Annotated in this window: 11 protein-coding genes; 3 read left to right on the top strand and 8 right to left on the bottom strand. The window is 36.8% G+C overall.

The genetic code is table 11. From position 1 onward, the window contains the following. Positions 1-153: 153 nt before the first annotated feature. Entirely contained in the window at positions 154-1,593 is a 1,440-nt protein-coding gene (locus K350_RS0109310; protein ID WP_162144151.1) for an ArnT family glycosyltransferase, read from the top strand. Positions 1,594-1,630: 37 nt separating this feature from the next. On the opposite strand, the gene K350_RS0109305 is transcribed toward K350_RS0109310, so the two are convergent. The 5 genes from K350_RS0109305 to K350_RS0109285 form a co-directional block, all read right to left on the bottom strand. Further along, a complete protein-coding gene (locus tag K350_RS0109305) occupies positions 1,631-2,152 on the bottom strand; it encodes a hypothetical protein (protein WP_156026983.1) in 522 nt (173 codons plus the stop codon). A 192-nt stretch (positions 2,153-2,344) separates the two neighbouring features. Continuing rightward, complete coding sequence (gene trxA, locus K350_RS0109300) at positions 2,345-2,665, bottom strand: thioredoxin (protein WP_028979679.1); 321 nt, start codon at positions 2,663-2,665, stop codon at positions 2,345-2,347. Positions 2,666-2,741: 76 nt separating this feature from the next. Then, positions 2,742-6,332 carry a DNA polymerase III subunit alpha gene (gene dnaE / locus K350_RS0109295; RefSeq protein ID WP_028979678.1) on the bottom strand — a complete coding sequence of 1,197 codons (3,591 nt, stop codon included), beginning with the start codon at positions 6,330-6,332 and terminating at the stop codon, positions 2,742-2,744. 108 nt (positions 6,333-6,440) lie between these two features. Next, positions 6,441-6,656, bottom strand: a complete 216-nt coding sequence (locus tag K350_RS0109290) for a hypothetical protein (protein ID WP_028979677.1) — start codon at positions 6,654-6,656, stop codon at positions 6,441-6,443. Positions 6,657-6,707: 51 nt separating this feature from the next. After that, positions 6,708-6,971 carry a hypothetical protein gene (locus K350_RS0109285; protein WP_028979676.1) on the bottom strand — a complete coding sequence of 88 codons (264 nt, stop codon included), beginning with the start codon at positions 6,969-6,971 and terminating at the stop codon, positions 6,708-6,710. Positions 6,972-7,145: 174 nt separating this feature from the next. Between K350_RS0109285 and K350_RS0109275 the strand changes: the two genes are divergently transcribed. Continuing rightward, positions 7,146-8,648, top strand: coding sequence for an MFS transporter (locus K350_RS0109275; protein ID WP_028979675.1), 1,503 nt, complete (start codon positions 7,146-7,148; stop codon positions 8,646-8,648). A 632-nt stretch (positions 8,649-9,280) separates the two neighbouring features. Here the strand turns inward: K350_RS0109275 and K350_RS0109270 are convergent. Further along, positions 9,281-10,069, bottom strand: a complete 789-nt coding sequence (locus tag K350_RS0109270) for an N-acetylmuramoyl-L-alanine amidase family protein (RefSeq protein WP_028979674.1) — start codon at positions 10,067-10,069, stop codon at positions 9,281-9,283. A 202-nt stretch (positions 10,070-10,271) separates the two neighbouring features. On the opposite strand from K350_RS0109270, the gene K350_RS0109265 reads away from it, so the two are divergent. Then, positions 10,272-11,237 (top strand): glycoside hydrolase family 16 protein, encoded by a 966-nt coding sequence (locus K350_RS0109265; RefSeq protein WP_028979673.1) that lies wholly within the window; start codon positions 10,272-10,274, stop codon positions 11,235-11,237. A gap of 17 nt (positions 11,238-11,254) precedes the next feature. Here the strand turns inward: K350_RS0109265 and K350_RS28080 are convergent, their stop codons facing one another. Both K350_RS28080 and K350_RS0109255 read right to left on the bottom strand, forming a co-directional pair. Then, entirely contained in the window at positions 11,255-12,082 is an 828-nt protein-coding gene (locus K350_RS28080; protein WP_051313007.1) for a glycosyltransferase family protein, read from the bottom strand. A gap of 100 nt (positions 12,083-12,182) precedes the next feature. Further along, positions 12,183-14,024, bottom strand: a complete 1,842-nt coding sequence (locus K350_RS0109255) for an ABC transporter ATP-binding protein (RefSeq protein ID WP_028979672.1) — start codon at positions 14,022-14,024, stop codon at positions 12,183-12,185. Between the last annotated feature and the right edge of the window lie 15 nt (positions 14,025-14,039).

The raw sequence follows: 14,039 nt of genomic DNA, 5'->3' as shown, positions 1-14,039 counted from the left end.
GGAGAGATAGAGGATTGAGAATGTTTGTGATATTTTAGTTAATTTTATAGAATTTTTAACAAAAAGAATTTCTGGAATAAGATGAAAGTTCAAAGATTAATTTTTTACATTATTAATGTGCTGATTTTTTTTATGTTCAATCTGCATAATATCATGTTTTTGCGTCCTCAATCGGTGCATCAATGGAGACAGTGCGATAGTGCATCTTATTGCCTGAATTATCTTCAGGAAGGCTCAAATTTCTTTTTTCCCAGAGTGATGTTTCAAATGGCCTATAAAGGATATGTTATAAGTGAGTTTCCCATTATTTATTGGCTTTCAGGAAAATTATACAGGGTTTTTGGTGTTCATGAAGCTATTCCAAGGCTGTTAAGCTATTTTGTCTTTTTGTTAGGATTAATTTTTTTATTTGAATTAGGCTTAAAACTATTTAAAAACAAATGGTATGCACTGGTTCCTGTTCTGATTGTTTACTCTTCTCCACTAGTTGTATATTATGCTTTGAATTATTTGCCAAATATTCCGGCACTAGGATTAACTCTGATTTCATGGTACTTCTTTTTTGGATATATAAGTACTCGTAGTTTAAAAAACTTTTATCTGTGTTCAGTATTTGCCTTGTTTGCAGCCTTGCTTAAACCCGTTGAGATGTTTAATTATTTAATTATGGCTACAATTATATGTCTGGAATATTTTAACTTCTTTAACTTTTTTAATTCTGCTGATACAAAGTATTATTATAAAATCAGCGAAATAAAGAGAATCGGAGTTTGTATCATTGGGGTTTTATCACTTTGTTATTTCTGGATTTTATATGCTCAAGGTTATGCTGATGCTTTTGGTTATGATGGCAATCTTCTAAGCATTATGCCTATTTGGGAGATGAGTGAAGATGAAATAAACGCTACAATTGATGTGTATCAGACTAAATGGGGATATCAGTTTTTTCATCCTTTCGCGTGGAAGATCTTAATGATATTCATTCTGGTGGTGCTGTACTTTTATAAGCGAGTGAATAAATATTTACTTTTAGCTTTAGTTTTTTCCATCTTGGCACAGTTCATATATGTAATACTGTTTTTCCAGGTTTTTTACCATCATGACTATTATTTGATCAATATATTTATTGTACCTGTTTTGACTATTATTGCTATAATCCAGGTTTTTGAAAGTTTTGAGTTATCCAAGAGTATTAAATATGTTGCTGTTGCCGGATGCACATTGTTTATATGTTTTACATTAAAGCATAGCAACTTCATAATACATAGCAGGTATTTCGGATTTCTTAAGGAAGGAATTAACCCGGCTGTACAAACAATAACACCATATTTACGCTCAATCGGGATTGCCCAGGATGACCTGGTGATAAGCATTCCTGATCCCAGTATTAATGTATCTCTTTATCTGATGAATCAAAAAGGTTGGACATGTGCATATGGAGGTAGTGCTGAAAAGGTAAAAGCCAGGGTTAACAGTGGAGCGAAGTATCTAATTGTACACGATACTATAATTGCTCATCCTGAATGGTATCAGGACTATATGAAACAGAAGATTGGAGAGTATCAAGGAGTAAAAATATATAAAATCCATTAACTCAATCTTTCATTCCTCAATGCTTTGAAAGAAGTTCTTATTTCTTAAAGAACAAGAACTTCTTTCTCCTTTTGGTCTTTTTTGTAGTCTCCATATCCTGAAATTCAGTATCGCCGGTTTCTACTTTGGTCCATATTGTATCCATTGCGGGCTTTATGAGTGGCAGAACGGTATCCTTTATTATAATTGGCTTAATTTCATTTCTGACCGTTTCATCAAGCTTCGGTTCATTGAATATTACTACTTCTTTGATTTCATTTATTGCTTTTTTGATTGCTGGTTTTGCAGTAATAATATTAACGGTTTTGTGGTCAATAACAGGAGTTTGTATCAGCAGAATGTTATCAGTATGTTTAATTACAGGTTCTATTTTGACTGGCTTTATAGTTAGCATAAAGTCTGCATCTGAACGCGCAAGTCTTTGGAATAAATGATCATAATTGGCGCTGTCTTTGGCAAGTACTAATCCTTCGCTGGCTTCGTAGGCAATTCCGTTTTTTACTTTAAGACTATCAAGACATGATGTTAAAGCAGATAACAATAATAAAATGTATTTCATCTTGATTGAATAGTAGCTATGTATATTTAAGCAGTACAAAATGAAATTTGTTTTTAGCTATATTGTTCTCTCTGTTGCGGCTCTACATCATAAGGGATAGAGGAAAAAGTGTATAGGGAAGAGGGGGGTAAAAATAAAAAGAGACTGTCTGGTTAGGCAGTCTCTTTTTATTTATGAAAATCATTTTTCTAATTACAAATGAGCTTCAATTTTTTGGCTTAGAACATTTTTTGGAACAGCGCCAACTTGTTTCTCAACAATCTTTCCGTTTTTAATTACCAGGAGAGTAGGAATACTTCTGATACCAAATTTAGCTGAAGTGTTAGGGTTGTTGTCTACGTCTACTTTTCCTATTATAGCTTTTCCTTCATAGTCAGCAGCAAGTTCTTCTACAACCGGACCGATCATTTTGCAAGGTCCGCACCATTCAGCCCAGAAATCAACTAGCACAGGTTTGTCTGTGTTGGTTATATCTTCAAAATTAGCGTCTGTGATTTCTATTGCTTTTCCCATATTTTTAAAATACAAAGAGGTTTATTAATTATTACCAGACCGTAAACTTACTATTTTTTTAAATATTTAGTTTCTATCAAAATAGAATTTTATACTCCACCTCATTAAGATTTTTTAACTGGTCGAGTAATGTATTGTTTGGGTCTACTTTGAATTTTCGCGAAAATAGCTCAACGTGAATGTTTTCTATATCGTCGGAGAGCGTAAATTTCAATTCTGTATTACCAAGATTTCCGGTGATTACTTCCTCCAGACTATTTAAAGTCTCCGGTTTTAACCCCTGGATATTTAATTTTACAGATACTCCTTTTACCATTTTTTGCCTGATATCAGCCAAAAGGCTAATATTAAGAGGTTTGAATTCCCATTGATCGCCGTTATATCTTTGTTGTACCTTTCCTCTAATGTGTAAAAACTCTCCGGGTTTTATCCAATGAGCAAACTTCAGATAATCTTCTCCAAATAGCGCCATTTCGATTTTACCGTCAAAATCTTCCAGACTGAAAACAATGAATGATTTACCGTTTTTCATCTGCCTTACATTCGCAGTTCCTACTATTCCTGCTACAGAAACTTCTCTGTTTTTGTAGTCAAAAACTTTATCTGCAGGACAAGTACAAAAGTTATCAATTTCCATTCTGTACTGATCCAGAGGGTGGCCCGATATATAAAATCCTACAACATCACGCTCAAATTTTAATTTCTCAATTTCGCTCCATGGTTCGCAATCCGGAATCTTTGGCTTAGCGACCTCAACACTACTAGAACTGCCAAACAGGCTCTGTTGGTTCGCATCTTTATCTTGCTGATATGCGGATCCGTATCTGATGATTTTTTCTATAGTACTTGTATTGTCTTTCTCTGCAGTTACAAAGAAATATTGTCCTCGATGGAGTCCGAACGAATCAAACGCACCAGCATAAGCAAAACATTCAAAAGTTTTCTTATTCATGGTACGAAGGTTTACTCTTTGTACCAGATTAAACAGGTCTGTATAAGGACCGTTTTCTTCTCTTTCAGAGATAATTGCTGCGATCGCAGCTTCTCCAGCTCCCTTGATCGCTCCTAATCCGAAACGGATTTTACCTTCCTTGTTAACGTCAAAGGTCATGGAACTTTCATTGATGTCCGGCCCCAGAACTGTTAACCCTATCTTCTTACATTCATCCATGAAGAAGGAGATCTTATCGATATTACTCATGTTATGAGTAAGTACCGAGGCCATATATTCCGCGGGATGATGCGCTTTTAAGAATGCAGTCTGGAATGCCACAAAGGCATAACAGGTTGAGTGAGATTTGTTGAAGGCGTAGGACGCAAAGGCTTCCCAGTCGGTCCAGACCTTGTCTGCAACTTTAAGGTCGTGGCCGTTTTTCCCGCAGCCTTCCATAAATTTGCTCTTCATTTTATCCAGGGTAGCCTTATCTTTTTTACCCATGGCCTTACGAAGAACGTCGGCATCTCCCTTACTGAAGTTGGCAAGCTTCTGAGACAGAAGCATTACCTGCTCCTGGTAAACGTTAATACCATAGGTGTCTTTCAGGTATTGCTCCATTTCCGCTATATCGTAAGTGATAGGCTCTTTGCCATGCTTACGGCGGATATAGTTAGGGATGTATTCGAGAGGGCCCGGACGATAAAGAGCGTTCATCGCGATAAGGTCAGAAAACTTATCGGGTTTCAGTTCCTTCAGGTATTTCTGCATACCCACGGACTCGAACTGGAATGTTCCGTTGGTTTCTCCTCTCTGGTATAGTTCAAATGTTTTTAAATCTTCCAGATCAATTTCGTCGATCTCTATCTCAATTCCCTTGTTCTTTTTTATCAGAGCAAGTGCATCCTTTATAATTGTCAGGGTTTTTAAACCCAGAAAGTCCATCTTGATTACTCCCGCATCTTCAATTACTTTTCCATCATATTGTGTAAGTAGAAGATCGGAGTCTTTGGAGGTTGCTACGGGCATCAGGTCGGAAAGGTCCTGGGGAGCAATGATGATACCTGCAGCGTGAACACCTGTACCTCTTACTGAGCCTTCGAGTACCAGTGCTTCTTTTAGTACATTAGCCTGGAGATCTTTACCGTTCATGATCTCACGGAGTTTTTTTACTCCTTCCAGATCATCGGGGTTAAGTCCTTCTTTTTCACTAAGGCTCCCAGGCCCGTCTATCGGAGCAGTCAGTACCCTGTTGAGTTCGATACCAGGTTTTTCCGGAACCATTTTGGCCAGTGCATTGGAATCGCTAAGCGGAAGGTCGAGTACCCTGGCAACGTCCTTGATACTCATTTTCGCGGCCATCGAACCGTAAGTTACGATTTGCGCCACCTGAGTTTTTCCATACTTATCAACTACATAGTCAATTACTTTCTGGCGCCCTGTGTCGTCAAAGTCCGTATCAATATCGGGCATGCTCTTTCTGTCCGGATTCAGGAAACGCTCAAAAAGCAGGTCGTACTTGATTGGGTCTATATTGGTAATACCGACACAATAGGCAACGGCAGAGCCTGCCGCCGAACCCCTTCCGGGACCCACGAATACTCCAATCTCTTTTCCTTTATTAATGAAATCCTGTACGATAAGAAAGTAACCTGCAAATCCCATCGTTTTGATGGTAAACAACTCAAAGTTGAGGCGTTCTTCAATTTCAGGAGTTATTTCCCTATATTTTTTTCTGGCCCCCTCAAAAGTTAAATGTTTTAGAAATTCCCACTGATTCAGGACATCGGCATCTGGTCCGGTATTCACTTTAAAGGAATCAGGAATAGGGAAGTTGGGAAGCAGAATATCTCTTTTGAGTTTCAGACTTTCTACTTTATCAACGATTTCTATTGTATTATCTACTGCGGAAGGGATATCGTGAAAAAGTTTCCCCATCTCAGTTTTAGTTTTGAAATAAAACTGATCATTGTAAAAAGCAAAACGAGTTCCTTTAGTAAAGGCACCGTCGTCAGAAAATTCTTTATTGGTTGGGGTACTTTGTTTTTCTCCTGTGTTGATGCATAGCAGAATGTCGTGTGCATTGGAATCTTCCTGATCTACATAGTGAGAATCGTTAGATGCTATAATTTTCACCTTGTGTTTCAGTGCGAATTTTATAAGCACTTCATTTACTATATTCTGCTCCGGAATATCGTGACGCTGAAGCTCTACATAATAATCTTCTCCAAAAAGATCCAGCCACCATTTGAAGACTTTTTCACCTTCTTCTTCTCCTTTTTTTAGAATTGTTTGCGGTACTTCGGCTCCTATACAACAGGTAGTTGCAATAAGTCCTTTATGGTATTTTAAGATTAGTTCCTTATCAATTCTCGGATACTTTCCGTAAAGCCCTTCCATGTATCCCAGAGAGCAGAGCTTGGCGAGGTTTTTATATCCTTCAGGATTTTTAGCAAGCAGGAGCTGATGGCGGCGGACGTCCTTATCTGTTTTGGTAAACGATTTTTTATGACGGTCTTCTACAAGGTAAAATTCACACCCGACTATAGGTTTTACATTGTATTTGTTTGCTTCTGCAACAAATTTGAAAACTCCGAACATGTTCCCATGGTCGGTGATTGCTACAGCCTTCATCTCATCTTTCTGAGCCTTTTTCATCAGGTCAGTGATGTTGGCTGCTCCGTCAAGAAGGGAAAATTGGGTATGTACGTGTAAATGTGCGAAATCCGGCATTTCGGGTATTAGACAATAAAGTTGAATTCTAAAATTAATTGATATTCTTCAAAAGTTTTCAACAATATTGAGAACAAAAATAACCTGCTGTCGGATTCCTGCGCTTTACTATTTTTGCTTTGATTCCTCGTACTTATGGAGTGCTTCTATAAGCTTTTGCTTATTAAGGGTTTCAAAATCTTTGATCTTTCTTAGTTCTGCTCTTTTTCTAAGCTCTTGAATCGGTAGCATTTCCAGATTCTGCCTTTTTCTGCCAAACTTAGAATCCTCAATATCACCTAGATCCTCGCTTTCTGGTCCGTCAAAATATTCTGGGTTTTCCATATTTTACCTTTTGAAAATACAACAAGGAAACGCATGAAATGTTAGGTGTGCTTAAAATCCCTCTTTTACGATTTTTATGCCACTGTCATTTTGATTGGGATAAAGAATTTCTCTAAGAATCTCCGGGGCATTATGAAGCTTCTGAATAAGTACTTCAAAATCCTCTCTTAAAACCTGGTTGGGACGGTTGAAGTAAAATTCTTCCAAAAGAAGTATTGTGAAGAACATGGCACTTGCATAAAAAGCTACTAATGTAGTGCTGAATATGCATAAATTGATAACGGTTGATTTTAAAAATTCTTTCAAGGTTTTCATATCGGTAATTTATTTTTTAGGTTAAAAACAAAGCCTATATCCCTTACTGTTATATCATCCAATTCTATAGTAAATATAGCCATTAGAATTTTTCTTGTCAATGCCATATTTGGGAAATTTTTTGAATCTTTTTATCGTTCATAACTGTGTTCCCACATTCAGTTTAATTCAGCTTTGGAAGATAATTCTCTCTTAATCGAAAGGGCGAAGAAACTGGTACTTTCAGATGGTATCGTTTCTCAGTCCATGTCCGGTTTCAGCGGCGGTCCTGTATTAGTTGCTTTTGCATTATTATTAGGTGCTTCGGGCTTGCAACTTGGTTTGCTTGCCTGTATTCCTGTTTTTGCAAATCTGTTTCAGTTGTTCTCGGTTTGGTTTCTAAATAAAATAAAGAGCAGAAGGAAGGTTTGTGTCTTATTTTCATTTCTAGGCAGATTCCCTTTGCTGATATTGGGATTCGCATGTTTATTTTCACAGGGAAACTGGTTGATTTATCTTCTGATAGGGGTAATGTTTGTTCACAATTTTGTTGGGGCAATTTCAGGAGGTTCCTGGACTTCGTGGATGCATGATCTTATTCCTTCAGATCAGCTGGGAAGGTTTTTTAGTAGCAGAATCAGGTGGGCTCAGGCTTTCGCAGTTGCGGTGTCCTTTTTAACCGGATTTGTTCTTGATCATTTTGCAGGACATGAAATGATGAGATTTGTGTTTGGTTGCTTTTTCCTGGTAGCAGGTGGCTTGGGACTGCTTAGTACCTTTTTGCTTTCTCAAACTCACGAACCAGAAATGAAAGAATTTCCTGTTTTCTCATTTAAAGAATTGACAAGACCTTTTGCCAATGAAAATCTGAGAACACTTATTGGTTTTACCATTCTATGGAACCTGGCTTCAAATTTTGCTACACCGTTTTTTTCAGTCTATCTGCTAAGCCAGCTTCAGTATCCTGTCAGTATCGTAATCGGGCTTACTGTACTTGCTCAGTTGGTCACTATTTTATCTCTTGGCTTCTGGGGTAAATATTCTGATACATTAAATAATAAGGCTGTATTGAGGATTTGTGTCCCTCTATACATGCTTTCGGTTCTTGCCTGGACTTATACCACATTTCCTGCAAAGCATTTATTTACTTTGCCTTTATTGGTGATTATTCATATAATGATAGGTATAGCCAACGGAGGAATATCTCTGGCTGTAGGGAATATCGGTTTAAAGCTAGCTCCTAAGGGAAAGGGATCTGTCTTTCTTATCTCTATGAATATGAGTAATTCCATATTTGCCGGCTTTGGTCCATTATTGTCCGGAATGGTTTCCGGTTATTTTACTCTGAAGGATTTTTCTATAGGCTTTAACTATTCTGGCCCTGATATGAAGGAGGCAATTCATTTTATAAGCTTGCAGTCGTGGGATTTCCCTTTTGTGTTCTCCGTAATCCTTGGTGTTTTAAGCTTTAGAATTTTAGCAAATCTTAAAGAAGGTGTAGAGATAGAAAAAGAATCTTTATGGGGAAATCTTAAAAGTCAATTGGTTGATGATTTGAAAAATATATCTCTTTTCAAACAGAGAAAACCTTTATCCTTGTCAAAGGCTAAAGTTTACTCTGCTTTGGAAAAGCTGGAAAATGATAGCGATGATGATCTGATCTATTCATCTAAAACAGATTCATCAATTCTTCAATAGCCTTGTAAAGTCAAAAGTGGAATTAGATTGTCCAATTTAAGATGACTATATATAATTAAGGGAGTTTTTAGCCATTTGTAAATCACTTTTAGGCCGAAATAACCTTGGAAATCATTTAATGTTTGATAGAGAGTCCGGAGATTCGAGTAAAAAGCTCGGGCATTTGACCTCAGAGCTCGGAGTTTTGAGCAAAAAACTCGGTCGTTTGACTTCATAGCTCGGAGTTTTGAGTAAAAAGCTCGGGCATTTGACCTCAGAGCTCGGAGTTTTGAGCAAAAAACTCGGGCATTTGACCTCAGAGCTCGGAGTTTTGAGTAAAAGGCTCGGGCATTTGACCTCAGAGCTCGGAATTTTGAGCAAAAAGCTCGGACATTTGACCTCTGAGCTATTACATTGGATTTTTGAACCCAAATTTTAACCTGAATAAATTACATTTCGATTTTTTTTGTTGAAAACACCCTTTTAAAGAAAAAATAAGCAATAAAATGGGTAAGAGGTATAAAGTAATCCTGGGTAAGAGCTTTCTTATGGATAGGAAAAAGACTTGTTTGACCGGAAAATGGAGAGTTTATGTTTCTTCTTAAAACTAAATTCCGATGAAGAAATCCGAAAATTGAAAAAAGGTAGTTTGCTTATTCCTCCAAGCCAGACCCTTCAATATCCTTTTTGTAATCTTCAATAGCACTATAAATTCCCCAGGCGGAGTCAAACCTTCCTGATTCTGAATTGAGTAGTTTGTAGTCAGCAGTATCAGTGATAAACCCTGTTTCAACAAGCACACTTGGCATAGAAGTTTTCCATAATACCAGAAAACCAGCTTGTTTTACTCCTCTGCTATGTCTTTTATTGCTCAGTTGAAATTCTGTTTCAATCTTATGGGCAAGCTTCATACTGCTTTGCATAAAAGCATTCTGGAACAATGAAAACAGAATATAAGATTGAGGTGAATTAGGATCAAACCCTTCATAGTTTTCTTTATGATCATCTTCCATCAGAATAGAAGAGTTTTCTCTTTGAGCAATTTCCAGGTTCTGTTCGGTCTTATGAAGTCCCATGCAATAGGTTTCGGTTCCATGCATACCAGATGGTCCGGAATTCACATGAACTGAAATAAAAAGGTCTGCATGGTTTTTATTAGCAATACCGGCCCTGTCATGAAGTTCCACAAACCGATCATCTTTTCTTGTGAAAACAACCTTTACATCCGGCATGTTTTCCTGAATCAGTTGACCTACTTTTAAACTGATATCAAGCGCTATATCCTTTTCCCTGGTTTTGTGCTTTAGACATCCAGGATCCTTTCCTCCGTGGCCTGGATCAATAACAATTGTCTTCACCCTAATAGATTTACGCTCTAAGGGAGTAAATGAAAATAAAAGTAATGTGAGACAGAATCCTATTGATAAGAACTTTTTTACCATATCCTTTGGGGATAAAGATTAATATCACCGAAAAACGAATAATCAGTTAGTAAAATTACAAAATATTCTGGATAAGGAAAAGTTTTACACCATCGCTTTCTGATAGGATAGTAGTGCTTGTGATATAGATAGTTGGATTATAAAATAATGGATTTGTAAAGGAAGGGGTTATATGTGAAGATGAACTTTGCAGAATTTAGAAATGAAGAAAATCCTTGTTCAGATCCTTGTTTTATTTTTATGGTCGGAGATAGTCTTTGGTCAACAGTCTTTAACCAAATTTTCAACAGATATAAAATATGACGCAGTAGCACAGGACAAGCGGCAAGAATCTTCAAAGCAGCCTTGTGTAATTAATTACAATGATTGGAACTTATCTTTTCAGGATGACTTCAATGGTTCTGTCAAAGATTTGTCAGACAATTGGTATTTGTTTAGTGACAATCACGGACCGGACGAATTACAAATTTATAAATGGAACCAGTTGTCCGTTTCTTATGGAAATCTGGTGATTACTGCTCAGCCTCTTCCCAAGCCTGAAAAAGGCTCTAATGGTGTTACTTATAATTATGCTTCTGGTTGGATTCACTTTAAAAATATGGTAAAAGGGAATACCTTGTTTGAAATAAAATGTAAAATGCCTGAAGGTAGAGAACAATCTTTATGGCCTGCATTTTGGATGTGGAACGGTGGTTGTTCTCAACAAACAGATGGTTATAGAGAAATTGACATCTTTGAATATTGGGGTAATAATTACAAATGCGGAACGAATAATGTCTTCTGGTGCGATGGAAGCCGAAACAGGCAGAGTTGTTTTACTGAATATTGTGAAAAACAACCTGATTTTTTCAATGACTTCCACACTTTCTCTGTTGCCTGGCTAAAAGATAAGCTTGTATTTTATATTGATGGTAAGGAAATTCGGACAGTTACGGATCACGTACCCTCTGTTTCAGCTGAGATGTATTTGATTGCTAACCTTGCCCTGGGTAATTCACCTTCTATTTCTGATGTAAAATTTCCTCAGCATTTTATTATAGATTGGATTAAAATTTATAGGCTTAAGGACAAGGAAAATACATTAGAAACCTGCACTCAATTTGATGATTGTGAAACGACAAGTGCAAATGAATTGGAACTTCTAAAAGCTGCAACCATTAAACATTAAAACTATAAATATTGACTTTATTGAATTTTTCTTTTCAGATCTTTTCTGAATTTAAACTTAAAGTACTGACGAATCCAGAACATCATGAAGCCTGTATTCATGAGTTTGTTGAGGGCAGGGGAACTTGAAAAGAAAAATTTAGTCATCGTAGTTTCGATGAACCTTGCTTCAAAAGCTTTTGAATATTTTTTTATCAGGTTCTCTTTTATCGTAAAAAAGCTTTTGTCTGCATTGCCTTTGCTTTTGTGCAGCAAATGAAAATTGACAACATAAGCATTGTATCCCAATATTGAGGCAATAATGCATAAATCTGTTCCATAAAGATGAAAACCGGACAAGTCTCCTGAAAGAGCCAGGTTGGCTTCTTTTTTTACCAATATGAAATTTTCATCGACTGAAACAACTTTAGCAGGAGGGTGGCCGCACTTGCGAAAAACCCCATCGCCCTCTGTAATTCTGTATACTTTATTTTTAATTCCAACAGCTCCCGCATTACCAATGATAGCCCATTTTGGATCCTTAGCTTCTATTTCAGCAATGCGCTGTTCCAGCACTTCAAGGTTATCATAGTTCAAAAGAATATCCTGGTGACAAAGGATAATGTATTTTCCCTGGGCTTCCTGAAGGAATTTATTTAGTCCGGAAAATGCTTCATAAGCATTGTTCTGGCTGTTGTCAATATGCAGAAACTCGCAAAATGAAGTATTGAATCCTGCATTTACAAAAGACTGAAGCATTTCCTGATATTCATCAGGATTAGTAACCAACGTACAAATAGAATATTTATAAGGAAAAAGTTGCTTTCCCGAAATAGCTCTCGAGGTTATCGGATTTAATACTTCCAAAATCTTATTTCTAAAAATGATTAATATATTTCATAGAAGCAGAAAGCTCAAAGTTGAAAGCACTTTTAATACTTTCAGCTTTGCGCTTCCTGCTTTCAGCTTACAAAGCTTGCATAGTCGTCAGCTTGCTGTATACTCCATCTTCAAACATCAGCAGTTCCTGATGAGTACCTCTTTCTACAATTTTACCTTTCTCAATTACCAGTATTTCGTCTGCATTCTGAATAGTACTCAACCTATGTGCAATCACCAATGTGGTTCTGTTTTTCATCAGGTTGTTTAGGGCATCCTGAACCAGTTTTTCAGATTCTGTATCAAGAGCTGAAGTAGCTTCATCGAGAATCAAGATAGGAGGGTTTTTTAGAACAGCTCTGGCTATACTCAAACGCTGTTTTTGACCACCAGACAACTTAACCCCTCTGTCACCGATAACAGTATCATATCCGTTTTCAGACTCCATAATAAAGTTGTGAGCATTAGCAATCTTGGCAGCTTGAATAACCTCTTCCCTCGACATATTAGGTTTTCCGAATGCAATGTTATTATGGATGGTGTCATTAAATAACAAAGATTCCTGATTTACTATACCCATCAGATCTCTCACAGATTCAACAGTGCAATCTTTAATATCAGTACCGTCAATTTTTATGCAACCTTCTGTAGGGTCATAAAATCTTGGAATAAGGTCTGAAATAGTAGATTTTCCTCCACCTGAAGGGCCTACCAATGCTATGGTTTTACCTCTTTGTAAATTAAAGTTTACACCATTAAGAATCGTTTTATGCTCGTCGTAAGAGAACTTAACATTCTCAAAAGAAATTTCATTTTCAAAGGTCTTCAGTTCTGTAGCATTTGGTTTATTCTTTATTGCTGGCTCTGTATCAATTAATTGAAGCACTCTTTCTCCAGCAGTGATACCATGTTGTATCTGAGAGAATGAACCGGTCATAGCTTTTGCAGGTCTGAGCACCTGGCTGAAGATGGCAATGTAAGCGATAAACTCTTCAGGTTTCAGAGAATTGTTTCCTTCCAATACCATAGCGCCACCATACAAAAGGATTCCAACAACCACCGTAACTCCCATCAATTCAGATACCGGAGAGGCAAGTTCGTTTTTCTTTACCATCGTTCTGGATGCGGTTGAGTATCTGATATTCTCCTGGTGGAATTTATCCTGAACATATGATAAAGCATTAAATGCTTTGATAACACGTAATCCTGTAAGTGCTTCATCCAATATACTCAGCATAATTCCCATAGATGTTTGAGCATCAGAAGTAGCTCGTTTCAGTTTTCGGACAATTGTCGCTATTATCAATCCTGATACCGGAATAAAGAAAATTGTAAAATATGTTAGAGAAGCTGATAGTTTGAAAAGTGCGAAGAAATAAAATATGATCGTTACCGGTTCACGAAAGAAAACAATTAAAGTGTTTGTTATCGATCCTTGAACTACCTGAACATCCCCGGAAATTTTCGCCATTATATCACCCTTTTTCTCATTTGAAAAATAGCTCAGGTGTAGATTTAATACATTATTAAATACTGTTTTTCTCAGATTCAGAAGGGTGTGAATTCTTAAGTCCTCAAGCACGATCTGAGACAGATAACGAAATAAATTTGATAGTAAAACCGAAGTGAAAATAACACCACATACATAAAAAAGTGCTGCTAGTTTTTGGTCTGAAGACTGAGCTGCTTTGTAGAGATAATAATAAAATACCTCTTTGAAATAATCATAGCTCAAAGCGAAGGAAGGTAATTCAGTCACTTTATTTAATGATCCTCCAGAATTATTAGAGAACAACAGGTCAAATATCGGAATGAGAAGTGTAAAATTTAAAAGTCCGAAAATAATGCTGAGCACAGCAAAGAATATATATGGAATTGCAAATTTTTCAATAGGCTTAGCAAAGGAAAGGAGCCTTAAGTATATTTTCATGATATTAATTAGTAA

It is taken from the genome of Sporocytophaga myxococcoides DSM 11118 (assembly GCF_000426725.1).
GTDB classification, from domain to species: Bacteria; Bacteroidota; Bacteroidia; order Cytophagales; family Cytophagaceae; genus Sporocytophaga; species Sporocytophaga myxococcoides.
The sequence above is the reverse complement of the archived record's forward strand: the minus strand, read 5'-3'. Positions and strand labels throughout refer to the sequence as shown.

Coding starts and splice junctions, on each gene's coding strand:
- K350_RS0109310 (WP_162144151.1), top strand. CDS start 154: ATGTTTTTGCGTCCTCAATCGGTGCATCAATGGAGACAGTGCGATAGT.
- K350_RS0109305 (WP_156026983.1), bottom strand. CDS start 2,152: ATGAAATACATTTTATTATTGTTATCTGCTTTAACATCATGTCTTGAT.
- trxA (WP_028979679.1), bottom strand. CDS start 2,665: ATGGGAAAAGCAATAGAAATCACAGACGCTAATTTTGAAGATATAACC.
- dnaE (WP_028979678.1), bottom strand. CDS start 6,332: ATGCCGGATTTCGCACATTTACACGTACATACCCAATTTTCCCTTCTT.
- K350_RS0109290 (WP_028979677.1), bottom strand. CDS start 6,656: ATGGAAAACCCAGAATATTTTGACGGACCAGAAAGCGAGGATCTAGGT.
- K350_RS0109285 (WP_028979676.1), bottom strand. CDS start 6,971: ATGAAAACCTTGAAAGAATTTTTAAAATCAACCGTTATCAATTTATGC.
- K350_RS0109270 (WP_028979674.1), bottom strand. CDS start 10,069: ATGGTAAAAAAGTTCTTATCAATAGGATTCTGTCTCACATTACTTTTA.
- K350_RS0109265 (WP_028979673.1), top strand. CDS start 10,272: ATGAAGAAAATCCTTGTTCAGATCCTTGTTTTATTTTTATGGTCGGAG.
- K350_RS0109255 (WP_028979672.1), bottom strand. CDS start 14,024: ATGAAAATATACTTAAGGCTCCTTTCCTTTGCTAAGCCTATTGAAAAA.